Origin of the sequence: Chitinophaga tropicalis (assembly GCF_009758205.1) — a bacterium.
Taxonomy (GTDB): Bacteria; Bacteroidota; Bacteroidia; order Chitinophagales; family Chitinophagaceae; genus Chitinophaga; species Chitinophaga tropicalis.
In genome coordinates this window covers 1,341,119-1,362,400 of the sequence record NZ_WRXN01000001.1, presented here as the reverse complement: position 1 = coordinate 1,362,400, position 21,282 = coordinate 1,341,119, and the positions used below count along the sequence as shown (strand labels likewise).

The following is a 21,282-nucleotide window of genomic DNA, read 5'->3' as shown; positions in this document are numbered from 1 at the left end:
TGATCAACTGATAAGATAAAAGGAATGAGATACCTGTTGATTGCCATTGCGGCTGCTATCCTGTTTATACCCTTCCTGGGAGCGGTACATCTGTTTGACTGGGACGAGATCAACTTTGCTGAAGCTGCAAGGGAGATGCTGGTAAGTCATAACTATTCGCAGGTGCAGATCGACTTCAGGCCTTTCTGGGAGAAGCCGCCGCTCTTCATCTGGCTGCAGGCTATCAGCATGCATATCTTCGGCGTCAACGAATTTGCTGCCCGCTTCCCCAATGCAATCCTGGGTGTTGCAACACTGGTAACACTTTACGGTATCGGTAAAAAGCTGGCGGATGCCCGTCTGGGTCTCTGGTGGGCACTGGCCTATGCAGGTTCCTGGTTACCTCACTTCTATTTTAAGTCCGGTATTATAGATCCTACATTCAACTTCTTTATTTTCCTGGCCATCTATTGCGCCTTCCGTATAAACTATGTACCCAAACAATCCAGGATGGCCATACTGAGCGGTTTTTTCCTGGGACTGGCAGTGCTGACCAAAGGACCGGTAGCTATACTGGTAAGTATTCTCACCCTGCTGGTATACTGGACCTGCAAAAAATTCAGGATCGGGATGCGCCTGGTACATGTAGGTCTGATAACGCTGGCCGCCTTCGTTACCACTTCCCTCTGGTTTGGTTACGAGATCATTGCCCATGGATGGTGGTTCGTGAACGAGTTCATTTCCTACCAGGTAAGACTGCTTACCACTCCGGATGCCGGGCATGGCGGTTCTTTCTTTTATCACTGGATAGTATTGCTGGTGGGATGTTTCCCTGCCAGTATCTTCCTTCTCTCCTACCTGCGTGGCCGTAAGAAGCAATCTATCTATACAGGCTCTGCCGCACTGGAAATAAAAGACTTTATAGTATGGATGTGGGTATTATTCTGGGTAGTGCTGATCCTGTTCTCTATCGTGGAAACAAAAATAGTTCACTACTCTTCCCTCTGTTATTTACCGCTCAGCTTCCTGGCTGCATGGCAGATTTACCGTATTGCGGAAGGTAAGTTACAGTTACGCGGCTGGATCACGGCAATAATATTGATCACAGGCCTTATAATTGGCCTGGCCATCACGTTGCTGCCTGTGGTTGGAGTTTATAAGAGCGAGCTCATTCCGCATATAGGCGACCGTTTTGCACGGGCCAACCTGGAAGCGCAGGTGCCCTGGTCATTATGGGAATCTGCCTACGGCGCCGTATATATGCTGCTTATTGTTATAGGTGCAGTACTGCTCTTCAGCCGTAAGAAACAGGCGGGCATACTCACTGTTTTCTTCAGCACCATCCTGGCTATACAGATCACTATCGTACATTTCACGCCCAAGATTGAACGCTTTTCACAAGGCGCTGCTATCGATTTCTTCAAGTCTTTTGTGGGTAAGGACGATTATGTACAGGTACTGAGCTATCACAGTTATGCACATCTTTTTTATACCAAAAAGCTGCCTCCGGCCAATAAGAAGTATTATGACAAGGAGTGGCTGCTGAATGGCCCGGTAGATAAGCCAACCTACTTTATCTGCCGCATTAATAACGCTGATAAATGGAGGTATCATCCTAACCTCCAGGTGATAGGAGAGAAAAATGGGTTTGTCTTCTTTAAACGTAAATAATTCTCAACAAAAAAGCTTTTGCCGAAGGCAAAAGCTTTTTTGTTGAGCGGAGCTTTTTGAAGCTACGTGCGGCTTAAAGTCTATTTAATAGCTGCTTTATATAATTTATCTACCTCATTCCAGTTCACCACATTCCAGAACGCTTTGATATAATCAGGGCGTACGTTATGATACTTAAGGTAATATGCATGTTCCCATACGTCCAGTGCCAGGATAGGCGTTCCTTTCTCTTTCACGATATTGTCCATCAGCGGGTTGTCCTGGTTGGGTGTAGACACAACAGACAGCTTCTTACCCGGCGTAACTATAAGCCAGGCCCAGCCGGAACCAAAAACGCCTTTGGCGGCAGTGCTGAAAATGTCCTGGAATTTTTCCCATGAGGTGAAGCTGCTGTTGATAGCTGCTTTTAGCTGATCAGAGGGTGTTGTTGTCCGGGGGGATAATAATGTCCAGAACAGAGAGTGGTTATAGTGACCGCCGGCGTTGTTACGGATAGCTTTATCCTCCGGCTTTACTTTGGCAAGTATCTCGTCTAATGTGAGGCTTTCGTACGCAGAGCCCTTAATTGCGTCATTCAGGTTCTTTACATAAGCGCCATGATGTTTATCATGGTGTATCTCCATTGTTGTTTTATCAATATTTGGTTCCAGGGCATCATAAGCGTACGGCAGTGCAGGAACTTCGAACGGCGCTTTAGGACTGTTGGCGGCTGCGCGGCGGGTACCCCGGGTAGAAGGTGCAGCAACAATGCCTGTCGGATTGCTCAGAGCCGCAACGCCTGCCAGGCCTGCCAGCTTAATAAATTCTCTCTTATTCATATATTTTAGGCATTAAAATGATAAAGAACTTTAGTGAAATAACGTATCGGAAGGCAGCAAAATCTGCACCAATATTATAGAATTTTATTTCATAAATGAGTTCTACCTTCGGGTGGCTTTTGATAAAAGACACATTCTCAGGAAAATAACTTGTAACATTTCATAATCTTTTGAAATTAATTGTTATTTTACCATACGCTTTCATGTGAAACTTTAACGTTTATTTTTATTCTGAACATAAAAATAATTTTATCCCAGACTATATGTTAAACATCTAAAATATGTAGTCAATTCACTAGCTTACCTTTTATTGGGCCTTATGCCTTTAAAATATATTGACCATAGCATTATACCATTGAGATTTCCATTCATTGTTCAAAAAATTTATGCCAGGCAAGATGACAGAATTAGAGCAATACATCAAAAAACAACAGGACGAAACGGAAGTTCATACGCCCGTTTTATATTATTTGGATCAACAGAAAGATTATGAAGCATTAACAGCCTTACTGGCAAAAAATCCAAATATCCGGGTATATGATCAGATCTATTCCCAGCTGAGGGAACTGATGAAAATCCGTAATCCTACCAGGAAGCTTACCCCGGAAGAATACGAAGAAACGGTCAGGGAATATGTCGGAGATACTCCTATCTATGCATTTGGGGTATGGGTATATTATCCGTGGTCGGAACGCCTGGTACATATTGTGGATCAGGATGACTTTATAGAGCTTCGTACCAGCCGGAACAAGGAAAAAATTACTGACGAAGAGATAACTTTGCTGAAAAGCCGGAAGATAGGCATCATCGGGTTGTCAGTAGGACAGTCCATTGCTCTGACCCTCGCTATGGAACGCGTTTGCGGGGAGCTGCGGCTGGCCGACTTTGACAAGGTGGAGCTCACCAATATGAACCGTATCCGTACTGGCATTCATAGTATCCAGGTATCAAAAGTAATTGTAGCAGCGCGTGAAATTGCAGAACTGGACCCTTTTATTAAAGTAGTAACCTATATGGATGGCGCCACAGAAGAGAACCTTGACGATTTCTTTACCAAAGGAGGAAACCTGGATATACTGGTAGAAGAATGTGATGGTTTAGATATTAAAATACTAAGCAGGGTGAAAGCTAAAGCATTAGGCATACCTGTTGTGATGGATACCAATGACAGAGGAATGGTTGATGTAGAGCGTTTTGACCTGGAACCGGACCGGCCACTATTACATGGCTTTATTCCTGATGTGGACCTTAAGCACCTGCAGGGCCTATCAGATGCAGAGAAACTACCCATCTTACGCCCTATGGTTGCTATTGATGATATGTCTGCCCGTATGAAATATTCATTGGGTCAGATCGGCAAAACAATTACTACCTGGCCCCAGCTGGCATCCTCGGTAGTACTGGGAGGTGCCGTTGTTACCGATACCTGCAGGAGGATCCTGCTGGACCAGCTGAAAAGCTCAGGCAGGTATTACGTGGATTTTGAACAGATAATCGTTTAGAAGATCCTGGGACAATGATATCATTTTGCAATCGAATTCTTGAAGAGCACCCACATGCAATATCATGATTACAGTAAGGGCATTTAGAGCACCGGACGATCCAGAGGCTTGCCTTAGATTTTATAACGGCCACCTCCGGCTGCTGGAAATATATTTTGGCATCGCCAAAATCACTTCCGGCAGTGCGGACTGGATGCAGCATGAAAATAGCATAGTGATCATAGTGGAAGATGAAACACGTACCAAAACATACGGTGGTGCACGTGTTCAGCTGGCAGACGGCGTACTGCCGTTACCTATAGAAACGGCCATAGGCAAATACGATCCTAAAGTATATGCCTCTATCAAACAGGGCAGTGCAGAGATCTGCGCCATGTGGAACTCCAAGGAAGTAGCCGGTATGGGAATAGGCAGCCAGGTACTGGCAAGGGCCGGCGTAGTACTGGCAGCACAGCTGCCTATAGATAACTTCCATGTATTATGCGCCCCTATCACCACCCGTATAGGGAAAAGAGTAGGATTTGTAATTGATGAGTCCCTGGGTGATAAAGGCACTTTCTTCTACCCCAAAGATGACTTCATTGCCACCGCAATGGTCATTAACGACGTCAATACCCTGGAGCACGCAGACCCCAAAGAACGGGAACTGATCTATGATTTACGGGAACATCTGATACAAACCAAAATCGAAGTGGGTCCGAAAGGCTCTTATGAAGTAAATTACAATCTCGAAATAACCGATTATCAATATTCAAAGGTGAAGAGGTAGTGTATCAGTCTGAACTTTTTGATGAGAGGCAGTCTGGCCCTTCAGGCCAAACTGAAACATTATAGATGAAGAGTGAACGGTGAATTTTCTATAAATTTAACGCATGTTCCGCTTTCTGGCTTTATTCCTGTTTATACTCCCTGGCTTCCTGCAAACGCAGGCGGCAGCCCCCTTTATTTACCATAAGGACATGCCCCTGTCAAGGATAGGCAAGTACCTGGAGATCTATACAGACAAAACCAATCATCTGGATATCAACCAGGTACGTAGCCTGACATTCACACCGTCAAAAGATAATGTACCTAATCTCCTTATCACCGCGCATACTTACTGGGTCAGGTTCACTATCAGTAACCAGTCTGATCTGACCAACCTGATGCTGGAAGTGGAATACCCTACCATAGACGATATTACACTATATGAAACCCAACAGGACGGTACTTATAAGACTACACGCCTGGGAGAATTTACCCGGTACGCTAACAGGCTGGTAGACCATCAGAACTACATTTTCCCGCTTTCCATACCGCTGAACAGTACCCGGGAATATTACCTGAAAGTACGGGCTGGGGAACAGCTTCAGCTGCCTATTTACGTGGGTACGAAAGAGCAGGTTTCCAATAAGAACAATTACCGTGAGCTTATCTTTGGTCTTTATGTAGGGCTGATCCTGGCCATGTCATTCTATAACCTGTTTATCTATCTGTCCACGAAAGACAAGAGTTATCTGTCTTACGTTTCCTATAACCTCTTTGTAGGGCTGACGCAGGCTACCCTGCAGGGCTACTCTTTCCGCTTCCTTTATCCGGGCAGCCCCTGGCTGGCCATGCATGCTACCGCGCTGGTGCCTATTTTTAACGGGCTTACCGCCTTATGGTTCATTCAACAGTTCCTGCTTACCAAAGAATATTACAAACCCGGTCACCGGCTCATTAACATATTACTGATCGCCTATACGGGCTGCTTCATACCTACCTTCCTTGATCAGTATATCGTGGCGCAGGTATGGGTACAACTGGTGGCTGCCGGCGCTTCAGGAGCTGTGCTCTATGTAGCTGTCCGAATGAGCCGTATGGGTTATAGCTCTGCCAGGTATTTCCTGCTGGCATGGAGTATATTCCTGGTCAGCGTAATGGTATTTGTATTGCGCAATATGAACCTGCTGCCATACAATGAATTTACCTATTACGCCCTGCAGATAGGCTCCGGCCTGGAAGTGCTGCTGCTGTCCTTTGCACTGGCCCATAAGATCAACGTATTTAAGGCGGAAGCACTGGAAGCGTCCCAGGAAAACGAACGCCTGGTAAGGGAGCAGAACGTTATCCTGGAAGACAAGGTTAATAAACGCACAGAAGAGTTGCGCACCAGCAATGAAGAGCTGAGCGTGGCTATGAAAAACCTGAAGGATGCACAGACCCAGCTGGTAGAAAGGGAGAAAATGGCCTCCCTGGGTCAGCTTACAGCGGGTATAGCCCATGAGATCAATAACCCTATCAACTTTGTCACGTCCAATATCAAGCCGCTTAAACTGGACATACAGGATATCCGCACCTTGCTTGAAAAGTATGAAGAGTTGCCGGCACAGAAGGATATGCAGCAGGCGCTTAAGGAGATCACAGCCTTTAAACAGCAGATAGACCTGGAATATATTCATGAAGAGATAGATTCCCTCATTAAGGGTATTGAAGACGGTGCAGTACGTACTTCCGAGATCGTTAAAGGATTGCGCACTTTCAGCCGCCTGGACGAAAGTGATATCAAATCCGTAGATCTCCATGAAGGTATTGACAGTACCCTGGTGTTACTACGTAACAGCATTCCCCCTAATGTAAAGGTTATAAAAAACTACGCCTCACTGCCTAAAATAGAGTGTTACGCAGGGAAGATCAACCAGGTATTCATGAACATACTGACCAATGCTTTTAATGCCATCCAGTCAGACAATCATGAAAAAGAAGAATCTGTTACCATTACCACCTCGGAAGACAACGGACAGGCAGTGATCAGTATCAGGGATACCGGCCCCGGTATGACAGAGCAGGTGAAAGAAAAGATCTTTGACCCCTTCTTTACTACAAAAGATGTGGGTGAAGGTACCGGGTTGGGGCTGTCCATTGTATTCAGTATTATCGAAAAACATCATGGTCGTATAGAAGTAATCACTGCCCCCGGAGAAGGTGCAGAATTTATTATATATTTACCAATGAGCATACCCGTTCAAGCGTCTTAAATATACCCACGCAGTAGATCCATTTTGTCTTGAAAAAAGACATCGTACTGCGCACAAAACGAAAATGGATGAAAGAGAACCGTATCAGAATCTTGTATATTGACGATGAAATTCATAACCTCAATGCTTTTAAAGCCAGTTTCCGCAGAAGTTATGAAATTTACACCGCCAATTCCGCCCAGGAGGGCAAACAGCTGTTGAAAAGCATTGATGTTCACATCATCATAGCGGACCAGAAAATGCCGGTTTCTACCGGGGTGGAATTCTTTAATGAAATAAAGGACACCCTGCCGGACCCCATGCGTATCCTGCTTACCGGCTATACTGATGTAGAAGATATCATCGATGCCATCAACAAAGGGCATATTTATTCGTATATCAAAAAGCCATGGGATGAACATGAGCTGCAAAGGACCATTAACAACGCATACGAGATCTATACCACCCGCCGGCAACTCAAGGAAAAGATCATTGAACTGGAGAAGATCAACGATGAGCTGAACCGTTTTATTTATTCCACATCTCACGATCTCCGTTCTCCGCTTATGTCTGTATTAGGTATTATCAACCTGAGCAGGCTGGATAATTCTGTAACTGATCCTAACGGTTACATTAATATGATAGAGACCTGTATCCAGAAGCTGGACGGCTTTATCCAGAAGATCATTGAGTATTACCGTAATTCACGGCTGGATGTGGAATATGAGAAAATAGATTTTAATCACCTGATCAATGATTGTATCTCATCTTTCAAACACCAGAACACGTCTATAAAGTTCCAGGTGGATGTAGAGCAGCCGGTAGATTTTAAGGGAGATACTTTCCGTATCAGTGTTATACTGAATAATCTTATTTCCAATGCTGTAAAATACCAGAAGCCCGATGAAACGCATCCTATGGTACAACTTTCGGTAAAGGTAGAGCCGCATAAGGCCACTATGTTCATCATTGACAACGGTATCGGCATTCTTAGTGAACACCTGAACAACATCTTCAAGATGTTTTTCCGCTCAAAGAACAATAACAAGCCGGGAAGCGGTATTGGGCTTTACATAGTAAAAGAAGCGCTGAATAAAATTGGCGGTACGATCAATGTAGAATCAAAGTATGGAGAAGGTACCCAATTTGAAATAAGCATCCCAAACAGAAATGATTTCGATACCTGATTTAAGAATAATACTGATAGATGACAATGAGGTTGATCTGATGCTGCATGAGAAACTTATCTCTATTCAACAGATCAGCAGAACTGTGCTTTCTTTTAACAACGCCAACAAAGCGCTGGAATTCCTGTCGTCCAACATTTCTCTTCCCCGTATACCTCCTACCGTTATTCTGCTGGATATACAGATGCCGGAGATGGATGGGTTTGAGTTTCTTGAAGCCTTCCACAGTTATCCGTCGAAGATCAAATCGCAGTGTCATGTCATCATGGTATCTTCCTCACTGGATTATGGAGATATAAGCCGTACCCATGCCAATCCTATTGTTGTGAAGTTGCTTAAAAAGCCTTTAATGGCCAGTGAGCTGACCAGCACTATTGCGGGAATATTCAGGAATGAATAAAATATATTGCAGGAAATAAAAAAGGGAACATTTTACAATGTTCCCTTTTTTTGTGGAGGATACCGGAGTCGAACCGGTGACCTCTTGCATGCCATGCAGTAAAAATGTCATAATATTAGGATCTATCTTGATTCACAGAATTTACATATAAATTGACTATCAACTACTTATGTTTCATTTGAGTTTTTTAGGTTTCATGGAATAACATGTCATTTTGTTAGTAATTTGTTAGTTTTAGGGGCTGTTCGTCTGCTTAATTCCGTTATATTCGCCTTATAAAGTGAAAGTGATATGAGAGTTGAAGATGTAGTTTTTAGCCTCAAGTTGTGGGTCTATAGCGACCCGGAAGCAAACGGATCATTCCCGATTTATCTACAGCTTTACTGCGCAGGGGACCGAAAATACCTCACCACAGGATTCCACTCTAGTCAGTCCTATTGGGATTCGGAAAAGGATGTCTTACTTGATAGCCATCCACAATACCAGGCAATCCTCGATAAGACAAACTCCTTAAAGGATGACGTGAAATTCGAGATCCGCAAATCTTTAGAGAATGGGGATGACTTCCTTACCCTCGCGGATATAAAGAAGAAGGTTAAAGAGAAATCAAAGCCTCAGTATGAAAAGCCGGCCTCCCGCAAAAAATTTTATGAATTTACCCAACAGGTTATCGAAGAGTGCTTCGAAGAGGACCGTCCAGGAACAGCATCGGTGTTCGTGTCATGTCGAAACTCCTTAAAAAAAGTGATAAAGACAGACAAGGCATTTACGGCTTTTACTAAGGAGGATTTTCAGGCATATGAGAAGTTCTTAAAGAAAACCGTTCCGGAAGACAGTAGCATTTCTGTATATCTACGAACTTTCTACAGGATATGGAATATTGCTCAGAAAAAGAAACTCTGCCCAGAGAAGCATCACCCAAAGTTTCATATTGAATTTAAGCCTTACAGAAGATTTGAATCCAGAAAACGCACAATTGAAAAGAAGTATATTGACGCCTTATGGGGCCTAAAACTTGATATATCGAGCAGGCATAATCGTTCAAGATATGTATTTCTTCTACTTTATTATACCCGCGGCATGGAGTTTTGTGATGCTGCATTGCTTAAAAAAGGAGAAAACTGGGCAGGTAACCGGCTGAAGTATCGCCGCCAAAAGTCAGGGAGAAAATACGATTTTAAATTACATCCCAAGGCAGTGGCCATTTTAAAATATTTTGAAAATTACCCTCTGCAAAGTGATGGCGGTTATATACTACCGTATATCACTTCCAAACATGACACTGCTAAAAAGATAAAACAAAGAATTATCAGTGCCCTTCGGGACGTCAATGAAGATTTACTCGACCTGGAAAAAATGATCAAATGCCCCAAACATATTACTACTAAGGTTGCGAAGCATGCTATTGCGTCCCACCTGCTGAAGAAACGAGTCGATATGAAGTTCATCCAGGAAACGCTAGGCCACGAAACTGAATTGCAGACAAGGATATATACAGAAGCCCTTGATTTTGATGACGAGGTAGCCGATACCTTAGAAGCGGTAATATAATGTAAGTCATATGAGTCAGAACCGTCTCCATCCAGACAATTGCAATAAGGCGCAATGTAAATCCTGCATATTTGGGCCAACACCATTGGATCTGACTCCTCAAAGGAAGGCAGAGATTGAACTCTACCTGGCTACCTTTAAGGCAAGTCATATCTGTCATACAACGAATAAAACGTGCTATGGCGCCCTGCAATATCAGGCCAAAATACTTCATGCTATGGGTATGATTGATCAACCCACCACAGAGAGTCTGCTAAAAGGTGCGGCAACCTACCTTAAAGATAATAGGATATACTCGCAGGAAAATAATGTCATTTCCTGCCCAAGTGACCAATCAATTAAAAAGGGACCAATGATGCGGATTAGCCGCCGAAAGCGAGGGAAACACTCTCCGAAATAGTTGTTTTTCATGAATAGCCGGACGTTGCCGTTAGCGACTTAATCAAATCCCATCCTTATTGGGAATGTCGCCCCCTCCATTAACCGTCAATAATACATAGGGGCAATTTTTTATTACTATTCTTTGATCTTTTTCATAAAATGCCTACCTTTAATATCATCACAGTATCTATTTTATTAGATTTTACGCCCCTTTAATTAGTTCTCAATTGTTCCATGACAAACACTTATACTAGTAAAAATGGGCATTCCACCTTCCTTAAGCAAGGTGGCAATTGGCAGACCGGCAAAGTAGACAAGAACAACCCGGATGTGAAAAAAGGAATTGAGACTGCCCGTCAAATGCAAAAACAAATAATGCAGCAAAAAGAAAGCAACCCTGAATCCCTAAAGCGGGTTGTCAAGTTATAACTAAAGCTCACGCACTTGTTTGATGTAGTCGAATTTTCAGCGGATAATTTTGCCCAAGCCTTATCCACCGATATCACTCCCCCAGAGGTCATCAAGGGCAAATCCCACTTTGTATACCTAATGCATTATCTGCGGCCACGAACGGAAGTGAACGCCAAAACCATCGTCATTGAACAGAACTACATCAGCAAAGACTATCTACACGACTATGCCGATTACTATTCACTATGCTTTGAACCGTATAAAAAAGTCTGTAAACGGGTACACCTGTTTAAGAATAAATTTTCGGATAAGCAATTCCGAAATATCCTGCTGAGCAACGACCCCAAAAAACAGGATGCATTTTGGGACAACTATCTGGGCTACATCGTTGTCAAGCCAATTCCCGTTACAGTGATAGGCACTACCATTTTAAAGACCTACCCTCATTCAGATAGATTTACCGGACGTAATTATTGGGGCCTCAAGGATTATACGGTGCATGTTTTCGGTGTGAAAAGGGTAATTCGTTCGTTGGTCTTCCAGGAGCAGGATAAAGTAACTGCAGCCTGTGCTACTACCGCAATCTGGTCTACTTTAAGCAAAGTATTCCACGATACTCAATCCTCTCTCAAATCACCCAGCGAGATCACCCGGGACGCTGATAAGATGTCGCAGGATGGCAGCCGACTGTTCCCTAACAAAGGACTAAGTGTGTTGCAAATTTGCCAGGCTATCGAACGGGCCGGGTTAGTTTGCGAAGTCTTGCATACAGAAATGGATGAAAATAACCACGGAATTACGACCAATTCATATTTGAAAGAACTGGTTCGTGCCTACTCCTCCATTGGTATCCCCATTATTGTGATCTTGCAAGTAATGGGGCAATATCATGCCATCACGTTAGTGGGGCACCGCCATCAAGGTCCTAGTGAAAATCCCAGTAGAGACAAAATAGCATTTGCTTCCGATAACATTGACCGGCTTTATGCTCACGATGACCAGTGGGGACCATTTGCCCGGATCAAATTCCAAGATGAACGCCAATTGGTCACTCCGTGGAATGAAATAAAAGGTGCTACTAGCCTTATTTATGCCACTGATGTTATTGTAAGCCTATATCCCAAGATCCGCATTAACTATGAGGATATTAAATGCATTGTGGTGGCTCTGCACGGTATTTTTACGCAATTCCTGAAAAGTAAGGCCAAAAAAGGATGGTCATGGGACATCCGGTTGGAATATAGTGAGAATTACAAAAGAGAAGTCAAAAACCTAAGGCTGGACGCTGATGTTACTCTGGGTTTGATCACGCAGTCATTGCCCCGATTTATTTGGGTGGTGACGTGTTATGGTGGCAAAGAACGACTGGTGGATTTTACTTTCGATGCCACAGGAGTCATCACAGGCATGGTCGGATTACGTGTTCTGACCTTTGTTGAAGTACTCAAAACACAATTGCATACATTTATTGAAAACAATGAAGACCTACTCTCTGATTATTACGACAAACCAAGTGCTTCATTGTATCGAAAATGGCTTTTACGAGAAACAATATAAACAAAGGGGCATAAAGCCCCTTTGTTGTAATCGTCCTCAATGATGACACCACTGCACTTGACCTCGTCTTAGAAAAAAATGGCTACAGCAACCAGCCGTCCTCCATATGGAGGGCGATAGCGTGATACGCTTTTTGTCTACACTCCAAGACCAGCATGGCCGATATTTACCTACCAGGTTCAGATGAATTTGTTCACGGCACCCACAAGGGCACATCATCACCGCTTGCCATGGAACTTCCATGTGTGTCTGCAGGTATACAATCTTGGGCGAAAGACGCTCTGGTAGCTCAGCTACAAACTGAGATCGGTATCGAGGGGCGTTCCTTCCAAGAAAGAATCGCCAAGCCTTAATCATCGTTCTGATCATCGCCGAGTTCCAAAAGGTTTAACAATAAATCCCGATCACCCCAGCCCAGATACTTGCTAAAAAAAGCGCAAGGGGACGGATGCCTTTCATGCAGTACCTTGACCAGATTGAAATGGATGCGAATTGTATCAATATCCTGACTGGCGACAAAACGGTATGCATGGATACGAGCCAACAACTCGTTGACAGCATAGCCAGCCGGTATTATATTCACTGAAATGACCGCAGGGGTGTCCTCGTTTACCGCAGCCAGGTACTCGTTACGGTGATACTCTTCCGGACTTGCTCGCTTGATGGAGGCTGCTCGCAGCTGTTCCAGCGTGTACTGACCCCGGCTGAGCAAACTAGACCCACCCGGCTGGATATAGTGTACAGAGGCATAAATGCCATCAATGCTACCCATTCCATCAGCATCAAGTTTGACCCCCAGGTCAAGTAAGGGAACCAGGTAGAAGGTGGAAATAAGGTTGAGTACATGCCGTGCCTCCACCCCGTCTACACAGCTAAACAACACATCACACTGGGACAATTCTTTCACCACATCACGGTCAACAATGTCCCTGGCAAAAGCAATGACATGGGTTCCGAAGCCTACCTTTTCAACCTCTCTTTCTACTACAGTAATTTTGTTTACCTGGCTTAAAGCGTCCTGTCGAGTGGTGCCAATAATCCGGTTCAGGTTATGCACATCCACGTAGTCGGGGTCTACTACTACCAATTCACCCACCCCCAGCCGCTTTAACTGTTCAATGACCGGGCTTCCCGTGCCAGAGCACCCCACCACACCAATCCTCATTCGACTGAGCCTTTCCATGGTTCCTTTGCCGAAAGCCTGCAGATTACGGCGGTGCATGTGCTCATCTAGAGACATGCCATGATCGTAATACCACTCCTGGATGTCAGCTCCTGCCACTGTAATCTTCTGGATCGGCTGCGGCTTAAGATCAGGTCCAAAAAAACGGCCAAATAATCTGCCGTCTGGCAGCATGATACAGCTTGCATGAGGCAGATCCGTTTGTAGCCAGGCAAACAGATGCTCAAATAAATCATGGTCAGCGATATCATCATAGCCTGAAAAAAAATCACCACCACCAGGGTGGCAGTGAATTTTTAAAATAGCCAGATTATCCTTTTGAGCCTTTCCAACCAACGCATTAATCATTGCAGTGGGCCAGGTCACTCTGTCGGACGTCCGTTCCTCGCATTTGTCATAAGGAATCAGCAATAACTCCATCACTGTTAGTGTATGATTTTGCTCGTGTTGACTGCGTCCACAGAGAGCTACAGCTACAGCCTCTTTATTGTCGCCGGGAAACAAATGGGTCTTTAGTTCATCGTAATGCAAACCGGCAATTTTTACCTTTCTCATGGTCAGCTGTTTTTTTCTTTCAGTAACCATTGTTTTACCAGATGCAGATGTGTAGCAATGTTGTCAACCCCAGGTTGCCAATCTCCAGGCCCACGGTGGCGGGACCATCTCTGGAAGGACTGTTGGCCAATCATATACTCGGTCAGTGCTTTTATCGGCCTTCCAGAAAGAAGGGCTAACACAGGATAGAAATAAGCCATGTCGATCTCAGAGGCTGGATAGGTGGGAGGAATGATCAAAGCTACCTTTGCCTTATCGACGTTATAACCCTTTGGGATAGGAAAATCCTCTATCAACAGGCAATACCCTTGAGGCGTCAGCAAAGTCTCCCATGGGAGACCTTGCTGGTTTAAGAATTCCTGATCATCGGGCAGCAGAGCAAACTGACGCCTTAATTCCCTGCCCTCTGTCTGCTGTTTGGGCTGCAAAACAAAGTGCAGTATACACGGCTGGAGCAAATCGATTACATCACCAGGCTGTAGCTTTACCGGATCTGCTTGGTTACTTAGGAACTTCAGGACATCCCACCGGGTTGGATCCGGCTTGCCGCCTAACAAGATCACCTGCTGGACCGATAGATATGGGTTATCCACCAGGTGATATTTGTTCTGGATCTTTACTTTGTACTGTCTGGCCACCGGTACTTTCTGACAAGTTTTTCCGAATTGCTCGATGTCTGCCACATCCACCCAGGGGCGGGAGACGAACTTCATGCCATTGCAAACCATATCAAAGGATGTATCCAGATGCCACGCTAAAACCAGCTCTGGTTTATCAGGGAAAAGACGTACCAGGTACTCTTTTGCGGGATCAATGGCCGCGCGTTGCATGATCTGCAGCGGAGTCATTTGCGCCAGGTCAGTGGTTTCAGGTTCTTCGTTGACTAAATAATTAAATACGACCGGTGCTTTAATACTGAACTTCTCATGACCGATCTCGCGCAGGTCAACCACCTCGTCAGGCCGGATGAGCTCAAAATCACAACCTTCCAGACCCTTATAAACTGAATAGCAGTCCGGAGGGTTCTTGTTCGCTTTTTCTAATATGTCCAACGAAGTCACATGGGACTGATCGAATTCGTAATGTTTGCCATCAATGATGACAGAGAAAGCTGGGCGATGCTGATGCCCACCAATTAAATTACTCATAACAAAATTTTAAAAATTAATCATTAAAATTTAGCACCCGGAAATATTTCCGGCTATCACGCTGTAAATCAACGCTTTGTAAGAGTGAGTACTTATAAATATTTAATTGGTGAGTAGTTAGCCAGATAGGAATCCGCCGCAGGCTTGCTTTTCAGAAAAAAAGCGCTAAATTTGTGTCGTCAAACATACAAACTTAGGTGGGTATGCTAGTAAGGCACCCTGCCTTTTTCAAAAAATTAAGCCAGATTGGAACTTTCCAGTCTGGTTTTTTTGTGCTCCAAATTGGAACACAAATCCAATGTAAATGTATGTAGGAAATTTGAATGCGCCAAATTTACGAAGTATTTTTTTTGTTCAGAATTGTAAACTTTATTTTGCTAATATCAGTTTTTCTATTACTTTTACTGTGAACTTCCGAGGCAAACCATGAATCAACAACAGGAACAAGACTTCTATCTCCAAATTGGGAACAACATCAGTGCTGCACGTAAAGCCGCCGGTCTGTCCCAGGAGATTCTTGGTGACCAGTTAAGTCTTAGCCGTGCCTCAATTGTCAATATTGAAAAAGGCCGACACCGTCTTATGATTCATGTACTGGTGGAAATTGCCCAAGCCCTCAAGGTGGACCTCTCTACCCTACTTCCTGCAAAAAAAGTTACCCAAGATAGTGGCAAACTTGTTGCTGCATCACTTTCAAATAATATTATTACTGATCAGGAAAAGGTTGATCCTGAAACCGCACGAGCCGTAGAAAGATTCGTCTCATTTCTGAATAACAAATAATGACCGTAAAAAGCATACATAAAGCTGCGAATGACCTCCTGGAACAATTCGGCAGTGATCAGCTCCCTGTTAGAATTGAGGATGTCGCACGTTTCAAGGGAATCAATGTAGTGCCTTTCCCTTTGGAAAACGATGTATCCGGTATTCTGGTAATTGAGCCGGGCGGTGCTACTATAGGCTATAATCAGGAGGAATCCCGTGTAAGGCGTCGCTTTACTGTTGCTCATGAATTGGGACACTTTATGCTGCATAATACACAGAATGATCGCAAAGTCTTTGTGGACAACACTTTTAAAGTTAGCAATGAGTTTAAGGTGTTGTTCCGTAGCAAACACGGTCAAGAAGAACCGACTACCGCCCGTATGGAATTTGAAGCCAACACCTTCGCCGCTGCCATCCTGATGCCGGAAAAATATGTGTTTCAACTCATCAACGAGATCGAATTCGATCTAGGAGATGAAGCAGCTGTAAAGGAACTTTCTCGACGTTTTGACGTCAGCTCAACTGCCATGTACTATCGCCTGCTAAATTTGAGATAAGTATTATTCTCCATTTCCGTTCTAGAACTTCCCAGAATAATCCTATACTAAGTTTATGAAATTACTCTAATTACGAAACTTGCAGGATTCCGGATAATGTAGTTTCAACATATGGCTCAAAGCAGAAGATCTATCGATTAAAAAGGAGCCTATGACACGGACCATCCACCGAAAGCAAGGGAAGCGCTCCCGAAAAATCGCATCTCACAACATTAAAACCTACCATCTAAACGAAGTTTTTTTCCAATTTCTTTATTATCGATTCTTTTATTTCCAACCATTCAGATATTATAATACTGTATACCAGAGAATCTCCCAAAGAGCCATTTCTTCTGATTCTATAGCTCCTTAGTGTTCCCTCCAGCTTTGCCCCAATTTTTTGCAGCGCTTTCTGCGATCTTATGTTAGTTATATCAGTTTTAAACTGCACACGATTAAGGTACAGTGTTTCAAAGGAATACGTTAACAGTAGCAGTTTTGCTTCGAGGTTTATCTTTTGTCCGAAAAACTTAGGATCAAGCCAGGTCCAGCCCATTTCCGCAGTTTTGTGCTTGATATCCACGTCAAACAGGCGTGTGCTGCCGATAATTTCAGCAGTCTTGTTCTCCTTAATAACAAAGGGGATTACCTTTCCTTGCGTCTCTGCTGCTTTTGCTTCCTCATACCATTGATCAACGTCCTCTCTACTATTAAGGGAAACGGATAAAAATTTCCAGATTTCGGGATCGGTTGAAAACAAAGCCAAGGCGTCTAAATGTTCAGATTCTAAACTGACGAGAGAGATCCTGTTGCCGATTAGTTCCAAGCTCATTGAAAAATTTATTTAAAATCGGAGAGAAAGGCCACATACTCCTTTTCGGAATACATGCTTAAGGCGGTAGCCATCAGAAATCCCCGAAGGTTATCTGCATTCGCCATAGCGTTTTTCCTTTCCTGTATGTCCGGATATAAATATTTAAGCCACTTGGCGCCGACATGTCCATGCCGAATCTCGTCGTTTTTGTCATACTGAAAGGATTCCCGAATATCGGGATATTCTTTGAAAAAAACTGATTCCATCCTTTTGGTAAGGTAGCGCACAGCAGGGGCTTCTGTCCGGATATTGAGCAAAATCATCCGCTCCTGTAGCGTGGCATTCTGCATTGCTTCATAGAAGTTTTTCTCTTTCGGGATAGGCAGTGTACCGGTTTCAAAATATTTTTCAAGGATACCTTTCAGTCTACTGTTATTTGTTTTTGCATATACTTCCGGCAGAAGCTTTTTTGTCAATTGCAAATAGTGACAGGCATGGCGGGTTTCATCCCAGGACTGGGTAATAAAATCATAATAAAAATCAAATGGCAGATTATCGTACTCAATGACCGATAGGCTACAGAGATCGGCGGCTAAAAGCTCTTGCGTTGCCAGGATCCAAAAGTATTCGATGTTGTGATCAATGTTATCGCCAAAGGTTAATGGCTTTCTTTCCTGGGCTGAATATGTGGGCTCATAAATTTCATCGAGTAATTCATGCCTTGGTCCGGTTGCGGTTTTTATTATTACAGCCTCGCGTGGCATTCGTACCTCTATGCAGTGTCCAACTGCCGATATTGAACCGGTTTCGATGGCCAGCTGGTCTACCAGGAAAAGGCCAGGAAGATACATGAGTTTGTTTTCAGGCTCGGCAGTGCGCAGGGCCGCAACTACATATGCAAGCTGCTCTTGGTACTTACGAATATATGATTCTGATAGCTCGATGTTGGCGCCTTCCAGGTCAATCAGTCTTTCGATATCAACACTGCCAACATCCCAGGCACAAGCCCTGGCCTTCTGATTGTAGGTATACTGGAGACAAGTAGCGACGAGATTTGCCTTATATATAGCAGTATACGCGTTACTGGAATACTTCAATTTTGCTTCAAAACTTCCCACTCCAAAAGTATTAATGGCCTGTAACCTGGCAATGGAAAACAGTAGGAATTGTATCTCGGTAAGCTTTTCAACTATTCTCTGTTGGGTCATGGTATGGCATTTTTAACATATGGATAAAAGCAAAGTTATTCTTCAGAGAATAACTTTGCTTTACGACTACCGTCCACTCAAGAGTACATACTCTTTTGTGGCTTCGGTTAATCCTTTCATCTTCTTGGCGGTTAAAATTACACCCTTCCCACCGGAAGCTAATTGTTTGGCGTTATCCAATGACTGACAGGAGCTCTGCCAGGCAGCTACTCCTGCTGGACTTAAAATATAAGCCTCCCCTGCTTGCTGATTATGGATGAAGCCATAACCGTTTGATAATTGTCTCATGGTTTAATGTTTAATGTTAAGGAATAATTGTTACCAAATTTTTCTAGGTCGCTGCAAAAAGGACCGTCCTGGAAATAAACCCAAAACCTCCGTTACATGCAACGTATAACTTCGGATAAAACAGACCTGAAGGCTTCGTATCATAGGGAAACGTACATTTTTCTTTTAATGACGATTGGCGTTTCAAAAGTCGTGTGGTCGGCTCCTGCGGCGGTACATCCCGAAAAATAATTGAGAGAGAATAGGTGATCAGCATATCCTCATCACTATTATTTTTAAAGTATACCCAATCCTGGTAACTGGTTTCATTACAAAGTGGGCGGTGCCGGTAAAAGCTGCATTCCAATTTCATTGAGGGCATATCACGAATAACGCCACAGACCGAGCACACTTCACTTTCCCGCTCAACAAATGAGTTAGCTAAAGCCCGGTGAATAAAGACAGAACTCGGACTTCCGCAAATTTTGCAGGAGGAATGGTACTGGCCATTATGGCGTGGGGTATAGAATAATGCACCATATTCATGATCAAACTTCCAGCCCTGGGACGCATTTCGAAGGGCTTCTTTTATAAGGAACCCATTAACCTTTTTGAACAAATTTTCGTTATAGTCGCGCATAGACTTCCAGACATTCTGCCAGGGCTTATTTACCGTATTGTGTTCAATCCTATTAAATTTGATTATCTGCTGTTGAATCTCTTTTAAATTGAGGATTTCAAAGATCCGCCTATATGGCTGTACCGTTTGATATGCTGACAATTCATGATACAGGAACTCCAATTGCCTGCAGGTGATCGAAGCGCCCTGACTCTTCTCTGTTGCAATACGCATTGTAACCTTCTCGCTCAAAAACTTTGTGCCTGCCTTCTTAAAAAGAATGGTTGAGTACTGAGAGAAATGGTTATAGAGAATATTCCCATACAGAATCGGCATATTGGTTGGAGTCGGCGGCACCGTGATACTAATAAATCCTTTTGCGAACAAGTGCGCCAGTGTTTTGCCCTGTACCATGACGCATAGAAATTGGTTAGTGTCGTTCCATTCTAGATTCATTACTTCTGCATAGGGCTCGTGCATGAATGTAATAGAATGATTTGTATCAGATGCGGTGTACTCCGCGTCCCCAATAAACATGCTCACATTTTCGTGCTCCCGATTCTCGATTTTTCGAAGTTGATCGATCAACTTCACAATCCGTGCCGGCTTCATCTTCATTTGCAAAAATGTCCGCATCCAGTCGAGATCAGATTCATACGCCCGTGTCACCAGTGTATTGCCTATATAGCCCAATACCGTTCCAGACAAGGCTGCATATGCCAGAGTATAATTATAGGGAATGCCGTTAGTTGATGGGCTTACCGATGCCGAGGTGCACCCATTAAGGAATAGCAGTTCAGTGTTTAAATCAGCAATGGTTACTTTGGGCTTATCCTTGTAGCTACAATTAGTGCCAGCAAAGCATTTCCCATTCTCTCCCTTGGTCGGAGATCCGCAAAGGGCCACTGTCTGCTCTTTACATTGTAATACCGCGCAATTCGACTTTGAATGAGCGAGCACCAGGATCTGCCCATATGATTCCTTCAATGAGGCGATAAGATTCCCCGATTGGCGCAAAGGAGTTAAGTGATCAACTGCCATGCTAAAGTCGGTGATTTTGCCTTCTTCAGTAGCAGTAATAAAATGCACAATTATTTTAATCAGGTAATTGCAAACTGCCTCTATAGGCATGGGGGGAATATAGCCGAATGATAACTTGCGCCTTAACTGCCTTTCAACTGCATTTTCAAAGGCGTTTTTCCAGAGCGTAGTGTTCTTAATAAGTCGGGGAACAAAAACTGTGGCAGACCTGACATTTTTTACCATAGTGAAATCGACCCTGCCTGTCGTAACAAGTGAATAATCAATAAATGGCCTGCCCAAGAATGCTGCATAATGCCTGGCCAACATCCCGGCTTTAGAATGAGTATCAGCAATTATGCAAGCCTGTGGCATGGCCAATTGCTCATTGATGTCAAATATTTCAATAAGCTTTTCCGATAATTGATTGTAGCAGGTTAGTTTATCCTTAAGTTTCGCAAATTCACTATTTAGGCATGGCATTCTACGCACCTGAACAGGCTGTAGTAATTGTGCGGTAAAATCGATGGGCGATCCCGCCAGGATAAGGTAATATAGTTGATCAGGCCGCATTTAGTCCTATTATTGGAGTTAACCATGGACAATAATTTGTCGTAATTAAATGCCAAGATTGATCTGAAAGACATGTCTTTCAAGACTCAACCGTTTCAACATTCAGTGATTGCACAAGTTTCCGTTAGGCACAGTCAATAGCATTACAGCATAACGTAT

The 21,282-nt window shown here is 43.7% G+C and carries 19 protein-coding genes; 11 read left to right on the top strand and 8 right to left on the bottom strand.

Annotation, left to right across the window (positions count from 1 at the left end; translation table 11 throughout):
* Positions 1–24: 24 nt before the first annotated feature.
* A complete protein-coding gene (locus GO493_RS05790) occupies positions 25–1,650 on the top strand; it encodes an ArnT family glycosyltransferase (RefSeq protein WP_157305144.1) in 1,626 nt (541 codons plus the stop codon).
* Positions 1,651–1,730: 80 nt separating this feature from the next.
* Here the strand turns inward: GO493_RS05790 and GO493_RS05785 are convergent, their stop codons facing one another.
* The gene (locus GO493_RS05785; RefSeq protein ID WP_157305143.1) at positions 1,731–2,468 is read right to left on the bottom strand and encodes a superoxide dismutase; all 738 of its coding nucleotides are present in this window, start codon (positions 2,466–2,468) and stop codon (positions 1,731–1,733) included.
* A gap of 398 nt (positions 2,469–2,866) precedes the next feature.
* Between GO493_RS05785 and GO493_RS05780 the strand changes: the two genes are divergently transcribed.
* The 8 genes from GO493_RS05780 to GO493_RS05745 all read left to right on the top strand — a co-directional run bounded on the left by GO493_RS05780 (position 2,867) and on the right by GO493_RS05745 (position 12,435).
* The gene (locus GO493_RS05780; RefSeq protein WP_232538745.1) at positions 2,867–3,970 is read left to right on the top strand and encodes a ThiF family adenylyltransferase; all 1,104 of its coding nucleotides are present in this window, start codon (positions 2,867–2,869) and stop codon (positions 3,968–3,970) included.
* A gap of 64 nt (positions 3,971–4,034) precedes the next feature.
* A complete protein-coding gene (locus GO493_RS05775) occupies positions 4,035–4,739 on the top strand; it encodes a hypothetical protein (protein WP_157305141.1) in 705 nt (234 codons plus the stop codon).
* 103 nt (positions 4,740–4,842) lie between these two features.
* Positions 4,843–6,969 carry a sensor histidine kinase gene (locus GO493_RS05770; protein ID WP_157305140.1) on the top strand — a complete coding sequence of 709 codons (2,127 nt, stop codon included), beginning with the start codon at positions 4,843–4,845 and terminating at the stop codon, positions 6,967–6,969.
* 29 nt (positions 6,970–6,998) lie between these two features.
* The gene (locus GO493_RS05765) at positions 6,999–8,135 is read left to right on the top strand and encodes a sensor histidine kinase (RefSeq protein ID WP_232538744.1); all 1,137 of its coding nucleotides are present in this window, start codon (positions 6,999–7,001) and stop codon (positions 8,133–8,135) included.
* Entirely contained in the window at positions 8,119–8,535 is a 417-nt protein-coding gene (locus GO493_RS05760) for a response regulator (protein ID WP_157305139.1), read from the top strand. Before GO493_RS05765 ends, GO493_RS05760 begins: the two co-directional genes overlap by 17 nt.
* Positions 8,536–8,826: 291 nt before the next feature.
* Entirely contained in the window at positions 8,827–10,086 is a 1,260-nt protein-coding gene (locus GO493_RS05755) for a site-specific integrase (RefSeq protein WP_157305138.1), read from the top strand.
* Between the two features lie 615 nt (positions 10,087–10,701).
* Positions 10,702–10,896, top strand: coding sequence for a hypothetical protein (locus tag GO493_RS05750; protein WP_157305137.1), 195 nt, complete (start codon positions 10,702–10,704; stop codon positions 10,894–10,896).
* Positions 10,897–10,911: 15 nt separating this feature from the next.
* Positions 10,912–12,435, top strand: coding sequence for a hypothetical protein (locus tag GO493_RS05745; RefSeq protein ID WP_157305136.1), 1,524 nt, complete (start codon positions 10,912–10,914; stop codon positions 12,433–12,435).
* A gap of 36 nt (positions 12,436–12,471) precedes the next feature.
* Here the strand turns inward: GO493_RS05745 and GO493_RS31405 are convergent, their stop codons facing one another.
* The 3 genes from GO493_RS31405 to GO493_RS05735 form a co-directional block, all read right to left on the bottom strand.
* Positions 12,472–12,654: a DUF6527 family protein gene (locus GO493_RS31405; RefSeq protein WP_394350709.1), complete on the bottom strand. Its 183-nt coding sequence runs from the start codon at positions 12,652–12,654 to the stop codon at positions 12,472–12,474.
* Between the two features lie 130 nt (positions 12,655–12,784).
* Complete coding sequence (locus GO493_RS05740; protein WP_198315498.1) at positions 12,785–14,173, bottom strand: ThiF family adenylyltransferase; 1,389 nt, start codon at positions 14,171–14,173, stop codon at positions 12,785–12,787.
* Between the two features lie 2 nt (positions 14,174–14,175).
* Positions 14,176–15,321 carry a multiubiquitin domain-containing protein gene (locus tag GO493_RS05735; protein ID WP_157305134.1) on the bottom strand — a complete coding sequence of 382 codons (1,146 nt, stop codon included), beginning with the start codon at positions 15,319–15,321 and terminating at the stop codon, positions 14,176–14,178.
* Positions 15,322–15,747: 426 nt separating this feature from the next.
* Between GO493_RS05735 and GO493_RS05730 the strand changes: the two genes are divergently transcribed.
* Entirely contained in the window at positions 15,748–16,104 is a 357-nt protein-coding gene (locus tag GO493_RS05730) for a helix-turn-helix domain-containing protein (RefSeq protein WP_157305133.1), read from the top strand.
* On the top strand, positions 16,104–16,643 hold the full coding sequence (locus GO493_RS05725; protein WP_157305132.1) for an ImmA/IrrE family metallo-endopeptidase: 540 nt from the start codon (positions 16,104–16,106) through the stop codon (positions 16,641–16,643). Before GO493_RS05730 ends, GO493_RS05725 begins: the two co-directional genes overlap by 1 nt.
* 226 nt (positions 16,644–16,869) lie before the next feature.
* On the opposite strand, the gene GO493_RS05720 is transcribed toward GO493_RS05725, so the two are convergent.
* The 4 genes from GO493_RS05720 to GO493_RS05705 all read right to left on the bottom strand — a co-directional run bounded on the left by GO493_RS05720 (position 16,870) and on the right by GO493_RS05705 (position 21,123).
* Positions 16,870–17,454, bottom strand: a complete 585-nt coding sequence (locus GO493_RS05720) for a GNAT family N-acetyltransferase (protein ID WP_157305131.1) — start codon at positions 17,452–17,454, stop codon at positions 16,870–16,872.
* Between the two features lie 8 nt (positions 17,455–17,462).
* Entirely contained in the window at positions 17,463–18,644 is a 1,182-nt protein-coding gene (locus tag GO493_RS05715; protein ID WP_157305130.1) for a hypothetical protein, read from the bottom strand.
* 66 nt (positions 18,645–18,710) lie between these two features.
* Positions 18,711–18,932 (bottom strand): hypothetical protein, encoded by a 222-nt coding sequence (locus GO493_RS05710; RefSeq protein WP_157305129.1) that lies wholly within the window; start codon positions 18,930–18,932, stop codon positions 18,711–18,713.
* 43 nt (positions 18,933–18,975) lie between these two features.
* Positions 18,976–21,123 (bottom strand): hypothetical protein, encoded by a 2,148-nt coding sequence (locus tag GO493_RS05705; protein ID WP_157305128.1) that lies wholly within the window; start codon positions 21,121–21,123, stop codon positions 18,976–18,978.
* Between the last annotated feature and the right edge of the window lie 159 nt (positions 21,124–21,282).